The organism is Ancylobacter gelatini, from assembly GCF_022601675.1.
GTDB lineage: Bacteria > Pseudomonadota > Alphaproteobacteria > Rhizobiales > Xanthobacteraceae > Ancylobacter > Ancylobacter gelatini.
Genome location: NZ_JAKVIL010000001.1, coordinates 412,820 through 434,438 on the forward strand (window position 1 = coordinate 412,820; position 21,619 = coordinate 434,438).

General features: G+C 62.2%; 24 protein-coding genes. 6 read left to right on the top strand and 18 right to left on the bottom strand.

Annotated features, from left to right (window positions below; translation table 11 throughout):
* Positions 1-33 precede the first annotated feature (33 nt).
* Entirely contained in the window at positions 34-951 is a 918-nt protein-coding gene (locus MKI84_RS02100; RefSeq protein ID WP_048646195.1) for a LysR family transcriptional regulator, read from the top strand.
* Here MKI84_RS02100 and MKI84_RS02105 read toward each other — a convergent pair.
* The 18 genes from MKI84_RS02105 to MKI84_RS02190 form a co-directional block, all read right to left on the bottom strand.
* On the bottom strand, positions 948-3,155 hold the full coding sequence (locus tag MKI84_RS02105) for a relaxase/mobilization nuclease domain-containing protein (RefSeq protein ID WP_425353782.1): 2,208 nt from the start codon (positions 3,153-3,155) through the stop codon (positions 948-950). The two genes, MKI84_RS02100 and MKI84_RS02105, sit on opposite strands and share 4 nt — an antisense overlap.
* Before the next feature lie 133 nt (positions 3,156-3,288).
* Positions 3,289-4,218, bottom strand: a complete 930-nt coding sequence (locus MKI84_RS02110) for a lytic transglycosylase domain-containing protein (RefSeq protein WP_241616302.1) — start codon at positions 4,216-4,218, stop codon at positions 3,289-3,291.
* A 4-nt stretch (positions 4,219-4,222) separates the two neighbouring features.
* A complete protein-coding gene (locus MKI84_RS02115; protein ID WP_241616303.1) occupies positions 4,223-4,558 on the bottom strand; it encodes a DUF736 domain-containing protein in 336 nt (111 codons plus the stop codon).
* A gap of 43 nt (positions 4,559-4,601) precedes the next feature.
* Positions 4,602-5,147, bottom strand: a complete 546-nt coding sequence (locus MKI84_RS02120) for a S26 family signal peptidase (RefSeq protein WP_048646198.1) — start codon at positions 5,145-5,147, stop codon at positions 4,602-4,604.
* Positions 5,144-5,665 (bottom strand): DUF2840 domain-containing protein, encoded by a 522-nt coding sequence (locus MKI84_RS02125; RefSeq protein WP_241616304.1) that lies wholly within the window; start codon positions 5,663-5,665, stop codon positions 5,144-5,146. Before MKI84_RS02125 ends, MKI84_RS02120 begins: the two co-directional genes overlap by 4 nt.
* Positions 5,662-5,916 (bottom strand): ribbon-helix-helix protein, encoded by a 255-nt coding sequence (locus MKI84_RS02130; protein WP_241616305.1) that lies wholly within the window; start codon positions 5,914-5,916, stop codon positions 5,662-5,664. The genes MKI84_RS02125 and MKI84_RS02130 overlap by 4 nt, the downstream gene beginning before the upstream one ends.
* A complete protein-coding gene (parA, locus tag MKI84_RS02135; RefSeq protein WP_241616306.1) occupies positions 5,913-6,566 on the bottom strand; it encodes a ParA family partition ATPase in 654 nt (217 codons plus the stop codon). The genes MKI84_RS02130 and parA overlap by 4 nt, the downstream gene beginning before the upstream one ends.
* A complete protein-coding gene (locus tag MKI84_RS02140) occupies positions 6,563-7,642 on the bottom strand; it encodes a replication initiator protein A (protein ID WP_241616307.1) in 1,080 nt (359 codons plus the stop codon). The genes parA and MKI84_RS02140 overlap by 4 nt, the downstream gene beginning before the upstream one ends.
* A 1-nt stretch (position 7,643) precedes the next feature.
* Positions 7,644-7,913, bottom strand: coding sequence for a helix-turn-helix transcriptional regulator (locus MKI84_RS02145; protein ID WP_241616308.1), 270 nt, complete (start codon positions 7,911-7,913; stop codon positions 7,644-7,646).
* A 157-nt stretch (positions 7,914-8,070) separates the two neighbouring features.
* Entirely contained in the window at positions 8,071-8,628 is a 558-nt protein-coding gene (locus MKI84_RS02150; RefSeq protein ID WP_342593608.1) for a DUF2285 domain-containing protein, read from the bottom strand.
* Positions 8,609-8,863 carry a transcriptional regulator domain-containing protein gene (locus tag MKI84_RS02155; RefSeq protein ID WP_241616309.1) on the bottom strand — a complete coding sequence of 85 codons (255 nt, stop codon included), beginning with the start codon at positions 8,861-8,863 and terminating at the stop codon, positions 8,609-8,611. The genes MKI84_RS02150 and MKI84_RS02155 overlap by 20 nt, the downstream gene beginning before the upstream one ends.
* A 297-nt stretch (positions 8,864-9,160) precedes the next feature.
* The gene (locus tag MKI84_RS02160; protein WP_230360043.1) at positions 9,161-10,003 is read right to left on the bottom strand and encodes a DUF932 domain-containing protein; all 843 of its coding nucleotides are present in this window, start codon (positions 10,001-10,003) and stop codon (positions 9,161-9,163) included.
* 387 nt (positions 10,004-10,390) lie between these two features.
* Positions 10,391-10,711 carry a DUF736 domain-containing protein gene (locus tag MKI84_RS02165; RefSeq protein ID WP_048646204.1) on the bottom strand — a complete coding sequence of 107 codons (321 nt, stop codon included), beginning with the start codon at positions 10,709-10,711 and terminating at the stop codon, positions 10,391-10,393.
* Between the two features lie 733 nt (positions 10,712-11,444).
* Entirely contained in the window at positions 11,445-11,735 is a 291-nt protein-coding gene (locus tag MKI84_RS02170; RefSeq protein WP_230360044.1) for a putative quinol monooxygenase, read from the bottom strand.
* Between the two features lie 41 nt (positions 11,736-11,776).
* On the bottom strand, positions 11,777-12,199 hold the full coding sequence (locus tag MKI84_RS02175) for a type II toxin-antitoxin system VapC family toxin (RefSeq protein WP_230360045.1): 423 nt from the start codon (positions 12,197-12,199) through the stop codon (positions 11,777-11,779).
* Positions 12,196-12,450, bottom strand: coding sequence for a FitA-like ribbon-helix-helix domain-containing protein (locus tag MKI84_RS02180; RefSeq protein WP_230360046.1), 255 nt, complete (start codon positions 12,448-12,450; stop codon positions 12,196-12,198). The genes MKI84_RS02175 and MKI84_RS02180 overlap by 4 nt, the downstream gene beginning before the upstream one ends.
* A gap of 96 nt (positions 12,451-12,546) precedes the next feature.
* Entirely contained in the window at positions 12,547-12,963 is a 417-nt protein-coding gene (locus MKI84_RS02185) for a hypothetical protein (RefSeq protein WP_230360047.1), read from the bottom strand.
* Between the two features lie 133 nt (positions 12,964-13,096).
* Positions 13,097-15,133 carry a ParB/RepB/Spo0J family partition protein gene (locus MKI84_RS02190; RefSeq protein WP_241616310.1) on the bottom strand — a complete coding sequence of 679 codons (2,037 nt, stop codon included), beginning with the start codon at positions 15,131-15,133 and terminating at the stop codon, positions 13,097-13,099.
* A gap of 635 nt (positions 15,134-15,768) precedes the next feature.
* Here MKI84_RS02190 and MKI84_RS02195 point away from each other — a divergent pair.
* The 5 genes from MKI84_RS02195 to MKI84_RS02215 all read left to right on the top strand — a co-directional run bounded on the left by MKI84_RS02195 (position 15,769) and on the right by MKI84_RS02215 (position 21,608).
* A complete protein-coding gene (locus MKI84_RS02195; protein WP_230360049.1) occupies positions 15,769-17,775 on the top strand; it encodes an ATP-binding protein in 2,007 nt (668 codons plus the stop codon).
* A gap of 30 nt (positions 17,776-17,805) precedes the next feature.
* A complete protein-coding gene (locus MKI84_RS02200; RefSeq protein ID WP_241616311.1) occupies positions 17,806-19,077 on the top strand; it encodes a hypothetical protein in 1,272 nt (423 codons plus the stop codon).
* On the top strand, positions 19,077-20,231 hold the full coding sequence (locus MKI84_RS02205) for a hypothetical protein (protein WP_241616312.1): 1,155 nt from the start codon (positions 19,077-19,079) through the stop codon (positions 20,229-20,231). Before MKI84_RS02200 ends, MKI84_RS02205 begins: the two co-directional genes overlap by 1 nt.
* A gap of 148 nt (positions 20,232-20,379) precedes the next feature.
* Entirely contained in the window at positions 20,380-20,928 is a 549-nt protein-coding gene (locus MKI84_RS02210; protein WP_241616313.1) for a hypothetical protein, read from the top strand.
* Entirely contained in the window at positions 20,925-21,608 is a 684-nt protein-coding gene (locus MKI84_RS02215) for a hypothetical protein (RefSeq protein WP_230360053.1), read from the top strand. Before MKI84_RS02210 ends, MKI84_RS02215 begins: the two co-directional genes overlap by 4 nt.
* Positions 21,609-21,619 lie beyond the last annotated feature (11 nt).

Sequence of the window (21,619 nt, forward strand, 5' to 3'; positions counted from 1 at the left end):
GTGAAATCAATTCGCGAGTAAGGATGAACGGACATGAACAACCGCGCCGGAGAGATGGAGGTGTTCGTCGAGGCCGTAGATCGCGGCAGCTTTGCCGGCGCAAGTCGAGCGCTCGGCCTGTCGCCCTCGGCTGTCAGCAAGGTCGTTGGCCGCATTGAAACCCGACTTGGGACGAACCTGCTGATCCGTTCAACCCGCTCGCTCAGTTTGACCCAGGAAGGCGAGATCTACCTGCGGCGTGCCCGCAATGTGCTGGCCGAGATTGACGATACGGAGCGCAGCATCACCTCGGGATCGTGCTCCACACCGCGCGGCCTGCTTAGGGTCAACGCCTCGGTGCCGATTGCGCACTGCGCGATAACACCGCTCCTGCCAGCTTTCCTCGCCCGCTTCCCGGAGATCGAAATCGACCTTTCGCTCGATGACGGCATGGTCGATCTGATCGAGAACCGCACCGATGTGGCGATCCGCGTCGGACCGCTACAAGATTCCGGTCTCAAAGCCCGAAAGCTATTGGAAAGCCGTTATGCCGTCGTCGCCGCTCCATCTTATCTGGAAAGCGCTCCGCCACTGCGAACGCCGGCCGACATCGCCCAGCATCAGTGTATCGGCTTCAACTTCCGGCGCTCGATGCACGAATGGCCGTTCCGTCAACGTGAAGACGATACAATGACCTACGCCCCGCTTCGCGGGCGGATGCGGGTCAACAATGGCGAAACTGTCCGAAGGCTTGCTCTCGCCGGCATGGGGCTGGCCCGCTTGGCCCGATACCATATCGAGCCGGATATCGAGGCGGGTTCGCTAGTGGCGGTGCTTGAGGACTTCAATCCCGGTGACATCGAGCCCGTTAGCGCTGTCTATGTCGGCCATGAGCATCTTGCTGCACGTATCCGTGCGTTCGTCGATTTCCTCGCCGAGCATATGGCGGTCGGTTCGAAGGCATCAGCTTAGATGCCCAATCCCCGCTGCCGCCCCAACTGCCACGACACCGATCCGCCCTGCATGATGCCCGCGACCTCGCGCCCAAGCTGACGGTCGATGACCGGCCGCCATGGGACAAGGGTGAACTCCTGAGATTTTTCAACGATGGCGAATTTGCCGCTCGATAGCTGCACGGTCCCGGCGAAGGTGCCGGCGACGGTTTCGCCATCGGCGGCAGCTCGGAACGGTTTCGCTCTCTCCTGCGCCAGCGCCGCGCCGGTGCTGGCCACTTCGCGCTCCTGAAGCGTGGCGATCAGATTGCGCCGATAAGCGATGCGACCGTCCGTCTGACGGATGGCATCGCCCCGGTCGATCAGAGTCTCGCGTCGCCGCTCCATCGCCTCGCGCACTTGGTCGCCAAAACCCGCCGCCGACAGGTCCGACGCGCCTGCGCCGACCAGCCGCCGATCGAGCCAGGTCGCGCCGTCCGATCCGATCTGGCGCTCGAGGTCGAGGGTCGAAAGGATACGGATATTGACACGGGCATTCCGGCCCGCGTCATGCGCGGTGGCGCGCGCCTCGAAATCCTCCGGGATGCGCCATTGATCGGCGTCGATCCGCTCCGCAATCCCGGCCCGCCGCAGCGCTTCCAGGCGACGGACATGGGCATCGACGAAGCCCTCATAGTCCCCACCCGGCACACGACCATCGAACCGGGCCTGCTCCAGATGCCGGCTCGGCTGATAGATGCCATCCTCGGCCATACCGGCGATGGCCCGATCGGATGGACGGACGGCGCTATCGGGTGGCCCGATCTCGATAACGCTGCCGATCCGAGCGTCTTCGACGCGGGCCGGGTCGACGCCGGCGACATGGTGCGTGCGTCCGTCGATGCCATCGACCACCAGTGCCAGGCTCTCCCCCAGCTCGTCGGAGAGGTGCTTGTCAATGACGCGGCCGACGATTGGCCTCGCGGGCGCGGCGTCATGAATCTCGAAGCTCATTGGATCGCGCTCGGCGCCCTCGGCCCGAAGCGCCTTCTGCATGGTGCGGACGATATCGCCACGCTCGCCCATCTCGCGCAGGGTCGGCTCCAGCCGCTCGCTCAACTCCCAGACACCCGGTGCGTGTCCCGTAGCGAGACCCATGTCGCCGAGCTTGCCGAGACGGCGCAACCGCATGGTCCGATCGGACTGGCCGCGCAGATCGTCCGGTTCATGGCGCAGGTCGATGAAGCGGTCATCGGCTTCGGCGATCATCGCCCGGTCGATACGGGTGAACCGGTCCTGATCGATCTCCGCCATGAGCTTGCGGCGCTGCTCGATCTCGGTGACAGGACCAAGTTCCAGCGTCGCCAGTTCGCTCGCCCGCTCACGGATGCCGCCCGCGAGATAATCGCCATTGATGACGAGATCCTCGCCCAGGGCGTCGCGGCCGTTGACGAGGACATGGATATGCGGATGGCCGGTGTTGTGGTGATTGACCGCGACCCAATCGAGCTTGGTCCCGAGGTCGGCCTCGACCTGGGCCATCAACTCGCGAGTATAGCCGGTGAGGTCCGCGAGATCGGCGGCGTCTTCGGGCGAGACGATGAAGCGGAACTGGTGGCGATCGTCTTTGCCGCGATCGAGGAAGGCATCGCCATCGGCGCGATCCTCACCCGCTGAATAGAGCCGGCCGCGCTCGCCATTGCGGGCGGTGCCGTCCCGCTGAATATAGCGCAGATGCGCGGCGGCCTTACCGCTGCGACCGGCGGCGCGAACCGACCGCGATTTGACGATGACACGGCGGCTGCCGGGCTGGCGATGGCTCCAGCCGTTCGACAGATTGCGGGCACGCACGAAGGCCGCGCCGCGCCCGCGCTGGACGCCCCGGCCGGAGGCGATAATGCTCTTGCCCTTGCCGCCGCGACTGGAGCCGCCACCCTTCGCAGACCGGCTCCGACCGGAGGCGGCCTGCTGCTGGCGCGTGATCTTGCGAATCTTGCTGAGGAAGCTCTTGGCCTGGCCCGCCTTCGGCGCATCGGAGCGCACGCGGCCGAGCCTCGGCCGGAAGCGGTTGTCGTCGTCGCCGCTCATCGACAAACGGCCCGAAACCGGTGATTTTGGGGAAGAGTGCCGCGAGAAACGCGGTAAATACTGGCTTTGCCGCGCCTCGCGGCACCATGAAGGCGCGGCGACGGTGCCGCCCCAAACAGTGTGCAGACAAGGGCTTGGCCCCCGGATCGGACCCATAGGGTGCCGTCCGCTTTAATCTTGCCCTCCCGCCTGCCTTCCCGTTCTGCCCCTCCAGCCCTGGGATGAGATTGCCGCCAGCCCCATCCCCTGCACACTGCAACCCGCCGCGCGATGCCGCCGACCACGATACTCATGGCCGTGGTCCCGTGTTCGCCCGCGCGACGAACAGGCCATCGGACTGCGGCTCTATGGCGGAAACATCGCGCACCGTGACCGCCGCTGGCACGTCATTCGATGGACGATCGGCCTGCACCGGATCGGCAACGGACGCGCGATCCGGCTGCGCGATGAACAAGGGTGCGCGGGTCCATGCCAGCGGATCGGCCGCCGCGACTATAACGGGCGTAACGATCGCGTTGCCGTCGATGACCGGCGCGATGGCGGCGACATAGGCGCGGGTCTCAGCGGGTAGCGGCCGCCCCGAAAGCGACGCCTCATAGCGTCCGGGACCGGCGTTATAGGCAGCGAGCATGGCGGTGACGCTGCCATAGCGGTCGTGCAGTTCGCGCAGATAGGCGGTGCCGGCAAGGATGTTGTCGCGCGGATCGTAAACATCGCCGCCGAGCCGATGCCGGATGCGCAACTCCGCCCATGTGGCGGGCATAATCTGCATCAGCCCCATCGCGCCGGCCGAGGAGATGGCGCGTGGATCGCCCGCGCTTTCGGCCCGCAGCACCGCTCTGATCCATGCCGCCGGGACGCCGAAGCGCTGCGAGGCTTCCGCGATATGGGGAGCAAAAGGATCAGCGGATGCGGCGCGCTCCGCCGGTTGGGGCTGCGCCACGGCTGCAATGGGCAAGGTGGAAGCGAACAGCAACGCTACTATCAGGACCGCGTATCGGACGTGCGCGCCTTCTCCGCTGTGACGCCAGCCTGCCAGCGTGCTCGCTGCGGTCAAGGGTGCGCGCGAAGCGCCGGCCAATGGCCGCCCTTGACCTTCGCTGCGCGCGCCGGCCGACCTGCGTTCGAGCGGGACGAAGGGATGAGACGGCTTTCCCGCTAACAAAGGGATGATGGATCGGAACGGGATCGCGCGCGCGAACAGGCTGACAGTCGGCATGATGTCAGTCCCTCCCATCGCGCTTTTGCGGGCGGTTCCAATGCAGCGACCATGCGTTGCCGGCGTCGTCGTCGCGGAACAGGTTGGCGCGGATCGGCTGCGGCAAAGCGGGGTCGTCGATCAGCAAAGCGATGTATTCGCCTGCACGCTCGCCCGTGCGTTTCCAGCCCGCGCCGATCTCCGGGCCTTCGTCATTGCCGTGATGGATGCGGTAGTCCGGCGCGTTCTCGGCGTCGGATGGCTCGGTCGAAACAACGGTGACTTCGCGGTAGATGGTGAAGGTATGGATGCGGCCGGTGAAGCCGGATTGCTCGCGCGTGAATGTGCCGATCTGCGGCATGGAAGCCTCCTTGGGATTGCGGTGGTGGGGAAGAGCGCGGCGGTCAGCGTGTCGCCGCACGCCAGACGAAACGGCCTTCGCCGTCCTCGTCGGTGTAGAGCGGCGTCGCCTTCCCGATGACGGTGCGCGCCGGAATCGGGCCGAAATAGCGACCGTCCAGGCTGTCGCGCACGTCGGGATTCATCAGGAAGATGTCGCCATCCGCGATGCGCCGGCAGCCCTGCCATATGGGCAGTTCGCGGCCGTGCCGGTCATGGTCGAGCGCGTCGCCGAGCGGCACGGCGTCGACGGTCACGGCGTTGCCGGTACGGCAAACCCGTTGACCGGAAAGCCCCATGACGCGCTTCATCAGCGGCACGTCGCGGCCGATATAGCCGCGCTCCACCATGAAATCGGCAAGCGGCTTGTCCGGCATGACGGCGACCAGATCGCCAACAGCCAGGTCGCTTGGGCGTTCGAGGTCGTAGAGACCGATCGGCACGCTGGCCGAGGCGTTCCAGACAAGGCGCAGCGGCGTCGGAATAAACGCGGCGATGGCGACGCCCATCGTCGCAAAATACGTCACCATGACGTAGCCGAAGCGGGTCATTGCCCGATCTCCCGCCGCTTGAGCCACGCCTGATGGCGATCCACCGTGTAGGGGCGCGGCGTATGGCCGGCGCCGATCCGGTTGCCGACATGCCGCCAGTGGTCGGGCGCGACCTCGCAAGCGTCGATGCCGACGGCCTCCACAGCGTCGATATGGCGGAGCACCTGTTCGACCTTCGGCCAGCCTTCGATCTTCAGAAGGATGTCACCGCCGGGGCGCACGAAAGGAAGCGTCTGATAGGCTTCACCTGACTCGACGGCGCGCACGATGTCGATGCGCGAGATGATGGTTCCGAAGTCGTTCGCCGCCCAGCGCACGAAGGCAAAGACGCTGCCGGGGCGATAGGAGAAGACGCGGCGGCGGCGGTCGAGAACCTGTTCGTGCGCCTCTCGGCCGAATCTGATCCAGTTCTCGATCCGCTTCTCGATATGCGTCAGCTCGACATGGGTAAGGCTGTCGGATGGCAACGCGGACGGCATGGGGCCGCCGCGCGCGCGGGGCACCGCTGCGCTCGTCATGATGGGTCTCCTTCGGTGGCTGGGGGAAATTCGCGCGCGAGCAGATCGCGAAGCATGTCGGCGACGGTGACGCCGCGCCGGAACGCGGCGATCTTGATCCGGCCGCGCAGGTCCGGCGTCACGTCGATGGTCAGTCGCGCGGTGAAGCCACCGGCATCGCTGTCACGCGGGGGAGCGTCGGACGCCTTGATCCAATGCTCGGGATCGGCGGGCCGTGATGCGAAGCCGCGGCGGGACGGTCGCTCGCTCATGGCGACGCCCTCCCGATGCCGAGAGCGCCGATCGCCGCTGCCAGCGCCGCGATTTCGCGCGCGGCGGGCGTGTCATCGTCCAGTTCGGACACCAACCGTCCCGACTGGGCGGCGGCGGCAAAGGCGATGCGCTGACCTATGGTGGCGGCAAGCACCGGCGGATCATGCTCGGCCAGTGTCTCGGCCGTCTCGCGGGCCAGCACGGTGCGCGCGCCGCAGCGATTGAGCACGAAGCGGGCGACCAATTCGGACCGGTAGATGCGCGCCTCAGTGATGAGCGCCAGCATTTCGGCCGAAGCCCAGCCATCGAATGGCGACGGCTGCACCGGGATCAACACCAGGTCGGCGGCGAGTAGCGCCGAACGCATCAGGGCAGCGACACGCGGCGGCCCGTCGATCACGACGTGATCGGCGTCACGGGCCAGCTCCGGCGCTTCCCGGTGCAGGGTGTCGCGAGCCAGGCCGACGACGCCGAATGTGCGGGCCAGACCCTCGCGGGCGCGCTGTTGCGACCAGTCCAGCGCCGAGCCTTGCGGGTCCGCGTCGATCAGCGTGACGCGCTTGCCCTGCCGCGCCCATTCTCCGGCGAGGTTCAGCGCCAGCGTCGTCTTCCCGACGCCGCCCTTCTGATTGAGGAGCGCGACGATCATGGCGCACCTCGCCGGGTGGCACCGGCACCGTGCCTCGCAGGCGCGCGCGTCAAAGAAGAAGAGTTAGATTCTTTGTTAGACTCTAAGTTAGCAGTCGGATTCCGCGTTTCAGGCCAGAGACTTAACTGTGGTTCGTGCGCCCGAAATCCCGATAGTCCTGCGCCCGAAGTCCCGATACCGTTTGCGCCCGAAGTCACGAGTGTTTCCACAGCGCTGTCCACAGGCACTGTGGACAGACCGTAGGGGCGGATTTGCATCATCTCGCGCCGCCCTTCGCGCCAGATGTCGAGGCGATAACCGGGCAGCGGCTGACGGGCGGCGATGCGGCGCAGGTCGAGCGCGAAATCGGAGATGCGCGCGAGGCTGCCCGACTTCTCGTGCAGATGGACGACTTCGAACAGCCAGCCATGCTGCTGGCGGCCAGCGTGCTTGCGGGCGACGCGATAGAGCCAGCGTTCGATGCCGCCGGTCAGCCGGAAATAGAGCGGGTCGATGGTCAGGACCAGCGAGCGGTCGATGACGCCGCGATAGAACCAATCCGGCAGGACGAACTCCATGCCCTCGACGCGGCCGTCGCGGGTGGTCAGTTCTTCCCATTCGTTGATCCAGGAGAATTGATGCCGCCGCCAATGCTCGCCGTGACGGATGGTAGTGCGGATGACGGTCGATTGTAGGCGGGCGAGCGCGCCCTTCAGCAGGCGGTATTCGCGCGCGCCGGTGGCGCGGCCGATCGCCTGCAAAAGCTGATAGGGCGTGAAGCGCAGGAAGCGCGACGTGCGCAGGCCGTGGTTCTCGGCCTCGACGATCTGGCTGGCGGCCCAGATGAGCACGTCCGCATCCCAGATGGTGGCCATGCCGTGTTCGGGCATCCCGAAGACTTCGACACGCTGGCCGCCGGCCTCGTAGAGGATCGGAGCGACCCGCTTGGCCTTGGCGAGCGAGAAGAACGGCCGCTCCATGAGGTCGCGCTGATCGCGTGGGGATGCGTCGCCGGTGGCGACCACGAACGGATCGAGCCGTTCGCGCTCGCTGCCTCGTGCGAAGCGTCCTCTGCCGGAGGTGACATCACCGGGCATCTCAGCGTGACGCCTTTTCGGCGGGTGTCAGCGGACGGGCCGGGAAAACGCGCGTGGCGGTCTTCTCGGACGCGGACTTGCGGATGCCGTCCTCGGTCCACGCCTGAAGGTCATCGACGGAGTAGACGATCCGCCCGCCGATCTTGCGGTAGGTCGGGCCGGTGCCGTAGGTGCGGTGCTTTTCCAGCGTACGGATGGAAATGCCGAGGAAGCGGGCCGCATCGGGAGCGCGCAGGTATAGGGGCGGCAGCCCCGTCTTCGGATCTATCATGATGGGATCTCCGGTCGGGTTCGAGCGGGCTACCGGTGGCGGCAGCGGGCTGTGGCGAACCGTGGCGGAGAAATGGCGGCTTGCAGCGTGCCGGATTTAAGGGGGCGCGATTCCGGCACCCCGACCGATTGCCACGTCTTCGGCAGCGCGATGGTGATTAGCGCCAGTATGCGGAATGGATGGGATAGCGAAGCAAGTCGCGGTAGCCGCCCCGCATGTAGCGCAAGCCATCGGCAACCAGGCGGCGCGTCTGGTTCTTGCGCGAATCTGCTTCCCAGTCGGCTTTGGTGCCAGCGAAGCCAAGGAGCGTTTCGGCGATCTGGCGATAACTTGCGCCTTCAAGATGGCCGTCGAGCGCGCGCAGGACCAGAATGAACCGATCGCGCGTCTGCTGTGGCAGGACCCGCGGTCCCTCGCCGATGGGCCGATCAGACAGGGCGCGCCAGATGCGCAAAAGCGCCTCGGCGCGAAGTTCCAACAGGGCGTCAAGGGGCAGAACAACGCAGTAGGTCGCTCGATCGTCTGGTGGCGTTTCGGCGAGCCAGAACTGATGGCTCAAGTCAGTCGATTGCCAAAGGCCATGCCATCCTCCGTCCACATCCGGGCGAGCATCGAGGCCGGACAGGCCCGGCAGATCGATCGGCATGGCGGCGGGATCGTCGCCGACTTTGGTGGTACACCGAAGCTCGATGGCCTCAGGCAGCAGCGCGGGCATCCAGAACAACGGGACGTGGCCCGCTGGCTGGTGCGGATCGGCCGGGAAATCGTAACCCCCAGCGCTCGGAGAAACTTCTCCGGGCGGCGGCTTGATGTTGAGGAAGAGCTTTCACGCGATGAAAGTCACGATGATAGTCGTCATCGCGGCGTAGAAACTCCCAGGCAAAGCCGGCGGTGGAGATGCTTTTCGCATGTCCGTAAGCGGCCGGCGCGCGCCAATCAGAACTCGGCATGGCGTCACCTCTAATCTTGCGCCGCCTCGCGGCACTAGAAAGAAGAAAGGTGAACAACCTCAGATGTATTTTGCAGATATTGTTTAGAGATATGTTGTTCTTTCAACGCGATCAATATTGGTTAATGTTTTACTATCAGAATAGACGTTCTCTGGCGAGCCGGGCGTGCCCGGCGAGCCGCCTTTTGCGCAGCAAGCCCGCCGATCCGCAAAAGCGGATCGGCGGGAAATCGGAAATCCGATGTTGGGCAAAGGCGGAAAGCCGTAGAACCGGAGTGGCGGTTCTACGGCTTTGCGATCAGGCGGTTTTCAGGCGCTGCATTCCCTCGGCCAGCGTCCACAGGGCTCGATTGAGGCCGACATTCTGGTCGATGCCGTTGATGGCTCGGGTCTGGCTGCGGCGGATACGACCGTCTGACGTCTGGCGGCGTCCGCTGAGTCCGCCCCGGATGAGGTTTTCCTGAATGACGTTGAAGGTCTGCCACAGGCTTTGTCCGATATCCTCGCGGCGGCGCGGAGCGATAATCTGGTCCGGGCGAAGGGGGCTTTCGTCCTCGCCATAGCGGGCGACGAGGCTCGCTTCCCCCAACACCTGCTGTTCGGCCTGCGACAACCGGGTTTCCTTCATCGTCTCAGTCGCATCGATCAAGCGCGGGAAATCCTCCGCGACAGTGTAAACGCCTTCGATGATCTGATCCTGTATCCCGCCTTTGTGCGGAACGCGGACTTCCTCGAACCGCTCGCCCGCGATCATGCTGTTTGTGCAGACGAAACGCAGCACGCCCGCGAACATCTGATAGGCTGACGTACCGTCATGTGAATTGACGATGATGACTTCCGCCGCCTCCGGCTTGCCGATGCCATCGTCCCGGCGCAGGCGCAGCATGTGCTTGGCGTGGCCCATGCGCTCACCATCGCGCGGAACCGCCTGCACGGCGAAGAACGGGAACCATCCTTCCCGGCGCAGCCCCTCCACAATCTCGATGGTGGGAACATAGACATAGCGCTCCGAGCGGCTGTCATGGGCTTCGCGGGCGAAGATGGACGGGACGTGTCGATAGAGGGTTTCGTTGTCGAGGGCTTCGCGCCCGCTGATCTGGTGGGAGTTGCGGCCGAACCGGGTGGCGAGGCTGTAGGTCATGATCTTGATCCTCATTGGCTTGGGTTGGAGCGCAGCGCTGCGCTGCAACCCTGGCCGTCGCCGAGACCGGGGGGTGCAAGGAGCAAGGGCGGCCGGGCCGGAGGGGGATCACCCGGCCTGCACGGAACGGCGGAACGACGTGGAGGAAGGCTGGGGAGACCGGCCCGGACGAGCGTCAGCGATCCCTTGCGCCGCGCCAGGGGGCAGCGCCCCCAAGCAAGCTTGCCGGCGTGAGCGCCAGCGGGAGCCGGGCACAAAGCTGGATCAGGATGTGCAAAGCCGCCGAGACTGAAAGCCGCATATCCTGATTGCCGTATTCCCCTCAGGACGGCGGATAAGCATGAAGAAGCCCCGCGCGCGGCGGGGCTTCGTCGGCGATATCCGTTTTCAATCGCCGTTGCGGCGGGACCAGATCAGATTGTGGCTTTCGCCGCTCTCGTCCTCGACCAGGCTGGCGTAGATCGGGGCCGGAAAGCTCGGATCGTCCAGCTTGACCGAGAGATATTCGCGGCCGGTCTCGCGAGCGGTTTTCTTCCAGGCTGCACCGAACTCGACGGATGGGCCGGCGATGATGCGATAATCAGGGCCGCGTTCGCTTTCGCCTTCGGTGGGGACGAGCTTGGCCTTGACGTTGAGGGTCAGGGTTTTGACCGTGCCGGTGAAGCCCGCGCCATTGTCGTTCTTGGTAAAGGTGCCGATGGTCGCCATTGTCGTTACTCCGTTCCACGGGCCGCGCCTATCGCGACCTCGATGGTGGTCGTGCGACCGGAGACGATCGGCCCGCACCCTTCAGGGCTGGAACGCAGTGGAAGGCGGCCGGCGGCGGCTTTTTTGGCTCGCGGTGCAAAGCGCGCTCGCGCGCGGCGGAAAAAAGCTCGCGACGGACGTTGCGGGAAATCGATCGAGGCGAAGCCGGTCTTCGGTCAGACCCATGCCATTCGAGGGCGCCGTGGGCGCGGCCCTGCAGAAGGAAACGTGACCTTGGCGATGATGCCCCTTGTCCGACGCGATGCGCGCCATGAACCGGCAGATCGAGATCCGACCTTCAGGCGTTGGATGGCCTTTCCACACTTTGGCGGGAACGTGCAGACCGCCGCGGCATCCTCCGTTCACGCGATACGGGTGCTGAATGCTCGCCGCCGGGCCGGCTTTGCAGTTCAGTCGGTCGGGCTAGGCGACCCGAGCGCCCATCCTGATTTCAGCTTCGTGATCGGAGGACGCGGGAAAGATTCGCGGCAAATCCGCTGCAACTGCGATTGAAAACGGATATCGCCGAAGCGGCCCCCTCCCGTGCGAGGCTTTGTGTAGTCCGCCGATTTTTCGCGTTAGCGATCGAAGCCGAATGGCGGAAACGCGCCATCGCGTGGTTCCGGCGCAGCCGAGAGCGCGGCCCGAAGGGCAACGCCTAAACCTGTTCGGAAGAAACGCCTCTCCGATCGAGTCAGGCCGGAAACGCATCCATGAGGATGAACGTCGCTTTCTGCCGCTGGTGAGCATTGATGAGCGGGACCAGCCGCGTGAAATGCTCGGTCCTGCAATGGGCGTCCAGCGCCGCTCGATCCGGCCATTCCTCGATGAAGATGAAATGTCCGGGGTCTTTCTGGTCGGTGAAGAGGTCGTAGGAGATGCAGAGGTCTTCCTGCCGGGTCTTCTCGACCAGCTCGCGGTAAAGCGGCAGGACGATCTCAACCGCTTCCGATTTGATGAAATCCTCGGCGATGACCTTGAGCATAAGGCGGCTCTCCATTTCGCAATCGGGCGATGCTCCGATGCTCAGCGTCCGGCCGTCCAAGGGTCGATGATCGGGAGACCCGCCGCCTTGAAGGCGCTGGCGTCACGCGTGGCGACCGCAAAGCCGTGGGCGGTCGCGATGGCCGCGATGTAACCGTCCGGTGTCGGAAAGCCCTTGCCAGCGTTGCGCGCCGCAACGGCGAGGTCGGCATAGCGGCGGGCCGCGTCCGTATCGAAGGGGAGGATTCTGCCGTCGAACAGGCCGAGGAGTCCGTCGAGGGTTGCGGCGAGCTTCTGCTTGCGCTGCCCGTCCGGCATCGCGCCGATGCCGAACAGGAGTTCCGCGACGGTGACGCTGGAGAGATAAAGGGTTTCGGCAGCCTGCTCGTCCAGCCAGTCGCGCACGGCGGGAGCCGGTTCCGGCTTCATCGCCTCGGAGACGACATTCGTATCCAAAACGATCATTCAAAGCTCATGGGCACGGCGGGCGTCCGGTCGCGGGCCTGTTCCAGCGCCTCGAAATCGGCATTGGTCAGCCCGGCCTCCCGGCTCAACGCTGCTAGGGCGGAACCGATGCGCAGGCGGTTGGCGGGACGAACCGCCTCTTCCAGAATGTCCCGGATTTCGGCTTCGGTGCTGCGGCCATGATGGGCCGCACGCACCTTGAGGGCGCGGTGCGCCTCGTCGGACAGGTTGCGAATGGTGACGGCGGGCATCTGATGGCGTCTCCGGCTAGTTGATAGCGACGCCATCAACATAGTGAAGTTGATATCATCAATCAAGATGTGACGGCCACAAGAGGCGCGGTTGCGCTATCTGGTGGGCGGGCTGATGTCTGCCGCCAATCGCAACCACGCCGCTAGGCCAACGAAGCCGCCGCCGATGATCGAGAAGACTTGCCGCCAGACTTCGGACGGCACGGCTTGCGTGGCGATGCCATGAACCAGCGCGTAGCCCGCGATGGCAGCGGGCGCGGCGAAGACGAGCGCCACGGCAAGGCGCAGGATCGGCGCGCGCACCGCCATGAACAGGACGATCAGCAGGCCATAGGCGGCTGCACCCGCCACCAGCCCGACCAAGCCCGCGCCGATGAGGCCGGAGCCGGAGGCGTAGGCCCAGCGCGCCGCCTCAACACCGATCATGAAAGGCAGCGCATAGACGGCGAGCGTATAGGCCAGAATGCAAAGGCCGGCGACCACTGCGATGGCCATCAGCATGAGCACGAACATCGCAAGTTCCTCCTGAACCGATGACGGTCACGGTCATCGGCGGGTCGCGGGGGGGCGATCCCCGCGCGACCGCGATTTTTTCGAGAGTGAAGAAAGGAAGGCCGGGACCGCTTGCACGGTCCCGGCCCGGTCCTCACTCGGCGGCTTGGAGGTAGGCGTCCGCGTCCGGCTCGGCGTCGAGCCATGCGGGTCGCGTGGTGCGCAGCACGGTCGGCAGCCAGCCGGTTCCGGCCAGAAGCTGTTCGGCGGCTTGCGCCATCTCCGGCTTCTTCAAGCCCGCGATCCGCTCGGCGGCTTCATCGCTGACGGCTTCCCGCACGGCGGCGAGGATATGCGCCTTGGTCACACGCCCGAGATAGGTCTGCCCGGTCGGGGTCCAGTGCGCCGACATGTCCAGTGTCGTCGCCGTCGCCAGTTTCTCCGCCGTCGCGCGGGCGTTCGGCTTCTGCTCCCATGGCAACTTGACCGCATTGACGGTCATGGCGGCGCAATGGGCGAGCAAGGCCATGAGGCTCGCATGGTCCAGCCCGGCGATGAACGTCCAAAGGTCCGCCACGTTGCGGGGCATATCCGACGCCCATCCGGCATGACGATCGGCCAGCGCCTTCGCGGCGGGCGTGTCCTCGATCCCGTCCGCGTGGGAGGCGAGATAGGCGCTGGTCAACCGGATTTCGAGGCAGGAAGCTTCCCCGCCACGATAGAAGGTCTGCGCCGCCAGCGCATGAACCACGGCGACAAGCGCCATATCCGGCTGCTCGCCAAGAGCGAGGCGAAGGCCAAGGGTGCGATGGGCCGTCAGGTCGCGGATGAGAAGATCCGATAGCGACTTGCCCGCATCCCCGGCGTCCTCGTCCTCCGTGTGCGGTTCGGCTTCCTCGTCCTCACCGTCTCCCTCGTTCCCGATGATCTCCCCATCCTCGGTGACGATCACGCCGTCCACGATGCCGGGTTCTTCCTCTGGTTCAGGGGCCTCGTCCTCGGCGCGAATGAAGCCGCGTTCGATCCGAGCCGTGCCGTCATGATTGAGGATAACGAACACGCCGCCGCGTGCGATCTCGTCGGCGTCATAGGCATGGCGCTTGGCGTCGATCCGCTCGATCTCCGCTTCCAACTCCCCGAACCGCTGGTCCACCTCGTCCGGCAATTCGTCATAGCCGTCATATTCGGCGGTCAGACGGTCGTATTCCTCCTGTGATGCGTCATAGGCAGTGGCATCTTCCTCCGACAGGTCCACCGGATGCGGATAGGTGCGGCGCATTCCGTGCGCATGGGGGAAGTCGATGTGAACGGCAGTCCACTTCCACCCCTCTGCCGTCTGCACCTCGGCGGCAACGCCTTCTAACTTGTTGATGACAAGCCGGTCGAGTAGCGCGGCATCCTCGAAATAGCCGCCCCGATCCTCGGTGAAGAGGTTGCGGATGATGGTGCCACCAGCCTCAGCGTAACTGTCCGCTCCGACGAAGATCGCGCGCCGGTCGGTCGCCGCGACATTCATTTTGGTCAGGTCACGCCGAATGGTCGCGGGATCGCGGTTCCATGACAGGTTCTCATAAACCTGCTCCTGCCGATCGTGGTCCTCGGTGATGGCAAAGGCCATCAACTGGTCCAGCGACAAGCTGCCGTCTCGATAGACCCGCATCAGCTTGGGGCTGACCGCACCAAGCCGAAGCCGCTGCTTCACGACATGCGCCGAAACCCCGAACCGGGCGGCGATTTCCTCCGCGCCCCATCCCCTGCGCTCGGAAAGCTCCCGGAATCGTTCGAACTGATCGGCGGGCGACATGCTTTCACGGGTAATGTTCTCATCAAGGCTGATTTCCGCCGCATCATTCTCGGTATCCAGCACGCAGCGGATGGCCTCCGTCTTCTTGATCTGCTTGCGCTTCACGCGCAGCAACTGCGCCAGCCTGCGGCCTTCGCCAATGGTCACGAAATAGCTTCCGGTGGGCTCGCCTTCCGCGTTCGTTTCTGGCTCCACCACCAGATTTTGCAGCATTCCCTTGGCCGCGATGCTGGCCGCCAGCGCCTCGATATGGGCTTCGCTGTGCGGGGTCTTGCGGGCGTTCTTAAGCGACTTCTTCAACTTGTTCAGCGGCACGAACAACACCGCGCCGTTTTCGATGGCGGGGGCTTCGGAAACCGTGGCGGTGGTTTCGACAGTGTAGGTCATGGTCTTGATCCTCATTGGCTTGGGTTGGAGCGCAGCGCTGCGCTGCAACCCTGGCCGTCGCCGAGACCGGGGGGTGCAAGGCGCAAGGGCGGCCGGGCGGAGGGGGATCACCCGGCCTGCACAAGCGGATCGAAGTCATGACGAGAGTGCGCAGCACATATCCGCGCGGAAGGCTGGGGATACCGCACGTCCGCCCTTGTGCCGCGCCAGGGGGCAGCGCCCCCAAGCAACCGGCCCGGCCAGAGCAAAGCGGAGGCCGGGGAGATAGATTGGATCAGGATATGAGCGCGCGGGAGGCTGGAGACCCTAGATCCTGATCGCCGTTCTTTACGGAACGATGTCTCTAGGCAGATGTGTATCCATTGGGTACACTCCTGGCATGACCAAAAAAGATGTCGGGTTGCGCATCAGGTTGGACCGGGATCTTCGGGACGAATTCGTCGCGGCGTGCCAGGTCCATGATCGTCCAGCGGCACAAGTGCTTAGGGAGTTCATGCGCGAGTACGTCCGCGAAAGTGTCGCGTCCTCTGCGATCAGAGCTCCGGAACGAGAATCGAGAGGGAACGAAGAATGACATCGGCGAGCCTGTCCAGATACAAGGCAGACGACGGCCCGACCGACGTGAGCGAGGCGGCATGAGCAATGTCAACGTCAGGCGGCTGGTCGAGAACATCCGATCCGGGACTAACGTCTATACGCCTTTGGTTGAGCTAGTGGTGAACGCCATTCAGGCCATCGACCAAAAGGGCGTCAAGAATGGTCTGATCCAGATCGAAATCCTGCGAAGCGGACAGGCGGACATCATCGACCGTCTTGAGGATATCGATGGTTTTATCGTCAAGGACAACGGGGTCGGCTTCACGAAAAGCAACCGCGATTCCTTTGATACACTCTATACCGAACAGAAGATTGCTGATGGCGGTAAAGGATTCGGCCGTTTCACCTGCCTCAAGTATTTCAATTATGTGAAGGTCGCAAGCACCTTCGCTGTCGACGATGCGTTCCATGATCGATCCTTCAGGATGGGCCTAGATAAAGACATCATCGTTGAAGAGGAAACGTCTGCTTCGGAAAAGCGGGAGACGGGTACGGCAGTCGAGATTTCCGGAATCAAGTCGGTCAAGTTCCCCGACAAGCGCCTCGATACCGTCAGCCGCGTTATCGTCGAACGGTTGCTGCCTTATTTCGTGGACAAAGAGCGGGCTTGTCCGCGCATCTTGATCCGGGAAGCGAGCGAGCCATCCGGCGGCGTCTCTCTCAACGATTATTTGGGGAAGGACAACAGCCAGATTGTGGAGATGCGAGTTGAACAGGGCACGTTCACGCTCCCGGCCAACGAAGAGGCTAAAGACTTTCAAGTCCGCGTCTTTAAGTTCTATGCGCCGAGGTCGGCCAAGAGCAAAGTTAGCCTTGTCGCGCACCGGCGCGAGGTGACGGACAATCCGCTTCAAGCCTACATACCTGAATTTGCCGAGGAGTTTTATGAGGCCGGCCCCGACCAGGACCTGTCCAAGGGGCGCAACTTCGTCGTCAAATCCTATGTATTCGGCGACTACCTTAATGACAACGTGTCGCTCGAACGAGGCGAATTCCGCTTCCAGACCGACAACGACCTGCTGAGCGGCATTTCTCAAAGCGAGATCGAGCAAAAGGCCGCCGAGATCGCGCAGTCGGCGCTGGGCTCGGAAATTACCGAGCGGAAGAGGCGCAAGCAGGCGCGCATCGCCGACTATGTGTCGGCCGATGCGCCCTGGCACCGGACGCTAGCGAACGAGGTCGATTTCGACGCCCTGCCCATGCGTCCGTCCAACCAAGATATCGAGCTTCATCTCCAAAAGAAGAAGTACGAAAAGGAAATCCAGACGCGCTCACAGGTGGCCGCGCTACTGAAATCAGAAAACCCCGATGAGTTGGGCGAGAAGATCATTCAGCTTATGGATAGCATTTCTGACACCAGCAAGAACGATCTCATCCACTACGTTTCCATGAGAAAGTGCGTTCTCGACCTCTTTTCCAAGTCTCTAGAAATCGATGCCGATGGAAAACATAAATCGGAAGGCGACGTGCATGACATCATCATGCGGCGCAAGAAGGATTCAGAAGACCTCGACTATGATGCGCATAATCTCTGGATGCTGGATGAGCGGCTGAATTTTTCGTCCTACGTGTCTTCCGACAAGCCGCTGAACAGAGCCAATGGCGACAGGACCGATATCACCATCTACAACCGGCGTGTCGCCTTTCGTGGTGAGAACGAGGCCAGCAATCCCATCACGATCTTCGAGTTCAAGAAGCCGCAGCGCGACAACTTCGCTGATCCTTCATCGAAGGAAGACCCAATTCAGCAGATCGTTCGCTATGTGAACCAGATTAGAGACGGGAAGTTCAAGACCCCCACCGGACGGGACATTATCGTCAACGGCACGACGCCATTTTACGGATACGTGGTTTGCGACCTAACCGCCAAGGTCAGGAAATGGCTTGAATTCGAGAAAGACTTTACACCTATGCCTGACGGACTTGGATGGTTTCGATGGTTCGGTAACAATAGTCTCTATATGGAGGTTTTAAGCTGGACTAAGCTCCTTCGAGACGCAGAAATGCGAAACAAGATATTCTTCAATAAACTCGGAATAGACTGAAAAGATACGAGTAAAAAACTAGGGGGGTGCATGGGAACGGCGAGCGACAAGGAAATCAAGGGCGCGTGGGTAATCCACCACGGTCGCAAGCTCGTTCTGGATGTGAACGGGCCAGCGGAGTTTCCCGCCATTAACGAGGCGGCGAAGGCCGCGACCCTCCTCACTAAGCTCGGCCAAACAAACCAGGCAACCGTCACCAAGCTTGAAGCGCGCGCTATCGCTGTGGCCTCGGGTCTCGATCCCCGGTTGGAGCTAAATGGGCTTCTCCAGGTGCTTGAGCGCAAGCGCCTGATCGACCAGTCCAAGGACGACATCTCTATTCTGGGCGTCACGACGCGCGGCTCGCTTGGTCATGCCACCGACATCTACAACGAGGCCGAGCCGAGCACCTACGAAGAAGCGTCAATCACGCTGGCGGAAGTTGCTTCGGAGGCACCCATCCGGCGCGCCGACGTCTCGCAGCGGATCGGCGATACGCACAAGCTCACCAATGCCCAAGTCGGCGATTTTCTCGATCGTGCGGAGGGCATCGGATTTGTCGATAAGGAAGGCGATGGAAATGACCGGCTGCTGTTCAACGGCAACCTTTTCCGCCGGTCGTCCGTCGTCAAAACCCAGAAAGTACTTACCTCCCTCACCGATGCCGAGCAGCGTTTGATCAGCGAGATTGCCGAACAACTATCCAAGAGCGGATGCTTGAGCGTCCAGCACGTTGAGCAGGTTCTGTCGAAGCCGCTCTTTGAGAAGCTGGTTGCGGCAGCCGTCTATGATCTCAACGAGGTCACGAACGAGCAGGGCAGCCATGTCTACGTCACTGCACCCGCCGCCTTTCATAAATTTGTCGATCCGATGGTGGATGATTGCTTCGACATGGCGAAGTCGCTCGTGGCGGCGCTCACCTACGGCATGGTTTCTCGGTCATCTTCCCAAGGCCGGATCAACCAACTTCCTGCACTTGTGAATAAGCTGATCTCCGGGCGTGAGGTTGGCCCAACAACTTCCATCGGACAGGACTATCGGGTTCTTGAAGTCAACGGCGTCGTCAAGCTCAGGCGTGACGCGAATTACGCCAATCGCTACTATCTGCGGCTACTCAAGAGGGAGGTAGGTGAGCTTGCGTTGCAGGTGCTCACGCAAGGTAACGCTTATGCCCAATCTCTAGCCGATCTGCCCAGCGCGCCCATGGCGGGATACATTGGCCCCGAAGAGAGCCGCACCTCAATCCGTAAGAACCAATCCCCGTTGAGCAAGCGAGCGACGCGGGATGTGCTAGAGGCCGTTCGCGGCGGGCGGGTGCTGTGATGAACGACAAGGTGCAAACGCCCAAGGGGGCTGTGTTGGAGGAGGTGCTGCGCGCCTACTTTCTGCGTGCCGGTTTCTTTGTCATTCGCGGGGTTCCATTTCGCTTTGCGGACGAAGATCTTACTGACGTCGACCTTTGGTTATATGAGCGCCCGACCGGCACGTCTCGGCGGGTGCAGATTTGCGACATCAAATACAAGCAACGCCCAAAGGCAGTTGAGCGCATCTTTTGGACGAGTGGGCTGGCCGATGCACTCGACGTTGACGGAGCATATGTTGCGACCACCGATAAGCGTAAAAGTCTACGGTCCGTAGCAGAGAAGCTGGACCTGCAACTGATCGACGGCACAGACATTCAACGCATTCAGAACAGCCAGGTTGTTCTCTATTCGGAGCGAATGGGCGATGAGCAACTAATCGCCGAATTGCAGGCGGTGGATAAAGGCTTCCGGAACAAGAACCTCCAGGACGCACGATTTGATATACTGTCGGCTCTCTCGGAGGGGTTTGGCGCTCCGTCCGCAGTTAGAGCTTTGGAAGGCTTCTCCCGGTTGGCCACGGCCGCCGTTGCGTACCATCCGGACTCACAGGCCGCTCGCTCGGCTGGCCGCTTGGCCTACCTTGCTGGGGCCATCGCTTGCCAGAGCCTCGATTACGTCAGCGTCGGCGCGGCATTTCGAACAATAGACGAGAGGCGGGACTTAATCCTGCGGGCTGTGCGGCTGGGTGCATTGGGCAATGACGATGGGCAGCAGACGCTTCGCTTGGCTATGGCGCTGGTCGAAAAATACGCGCCCGGTGGCAGGGGAACCGCTATGGCAGTAGAAGCCGGCTTAAAGCGGGATCTGGATCAAATCCCCGCTGAGATCGTCGCGGATCAAGCGGTACGGCTCCTAAAATCGGACCAGCTTTTCGTGACCGGGCGCGAGCTTGAAATGGCAAGCTACCACATCGCGCTGCCGACGTTTGACGGCCTCAGCGTCCAAACCAAATCGATGCTCGGAGCACTTCTCGACTATGCCAATGTCGATCGTCAACGATTCGCGAATGCATGGAAGTCTAACTCCAGCGCCACTATCGCATCCGCCCAGGCGATGACTGAACAGGTTGATAAGGACGCTTCATCGCAAGCCTCTCTTTTCGGAGAGGAATAGCTGTGATCGCGGTGATCAACATGGGTGGCCGGACATCCGATATAGCCGCCGTCAAGGGGGGCTGCGCTTTCGCGAGCAAGCAAGTATCTTATTTCCGATGTTCAGACCCGCGGTTGGAAAAAACGAACTCATATCGCTCATCGAGGAGATGTCTGAACTCGATGTGGCGAGATTTCTCTATTTTCAGGAAATGGCGGCTACCTATCTGTCCGTTGGTAAATTCGAAAGCATGCTGATCTCAGCGATGCATATGTGCGATCGCGTCAAGGTTCAAAAAGCCCTCGGGCTGGACGAAGATGCGTGGGCACTGTCAGTCGCTAAAAAGTCTCAGCTTGAAGGATCGACCCTCGGCTCCCTGATCAAGATACTCGAACGCCATAACGTCGATCCGGCCGACATCGCGTATCTGCGGTGGATCAAGGATAAGCGGGACTACTTTGTTCATCGACTTTTTCACGACCACGCTTGGCCTGGTGAGATGGACGCAGAGAGCTGCCAATTCATGAGGCGCCGCCTTCTCGCGATCCAGCTATGGTTGGAACGGGGAGAACGTAAAATCTGGCGCATTTTCGAACGCGCCGGATTTATCGAGCTGGATCACCTCGAAGATGGGGGATTGCTCGTCATGAATAGCGGGATCTACGACCTGATCCAGGCGGATATCACTAAGCTCGGATCTGAAGGAGCTGACGCTTGAATCCGGATCTGAAAGATATACCGGATCGCATTCTCAACCTCGCGATCGGCGCGCTCAGCCAAGCTAACACACACGCTGTCTATTCCGATCCTGGCCGGGAATATTGGGATCATATGTGCATTCTCAATGCGGCTCACGCAGGTGAGCTCTTTTTAAAGGCAATTATTGCGCGAGAGCATCCACTCCTAATTTTCAAAGATCTGTTCAGCTTGGACGACAACAAAGGCAAGCTTCTTGATATAGAAACTCTGATCAGACGGGGTCGGACGCACGATTTTGAGCGGTTGCCCCAGGTGCTTTGGGCGACGACAGGCAGACGAATTCCTAACCGAGAATGCTACGAGCGGGTGAGGTTAGCGCGCAATTCCATCCAGCACTTTTGCGCGCCGGAGAAGGACGATCTTCGGGCCTTATCACTCGAGTTCATTTACACCATTATCGATCCGCTCATTATGGAGGTGTTTGGCTTATTCGCGATCGAATACCATGAAGATCCAAGCGTCGGGTACGACTATGTCGTCAGCTCGCTGCTCGGCAGAGAACTCAAGTTTAGCATTCCTGACGATTTTACGATCACCGAAATCAGTATGCCGGAGGTACTCGGAGGCACGAGTGCCAAATATAAAAACTGGATCAAGAAGCAGGTGACGAAGATTGGAAGGCTTGACCTCCTATCGTGACGTTGCGGAAT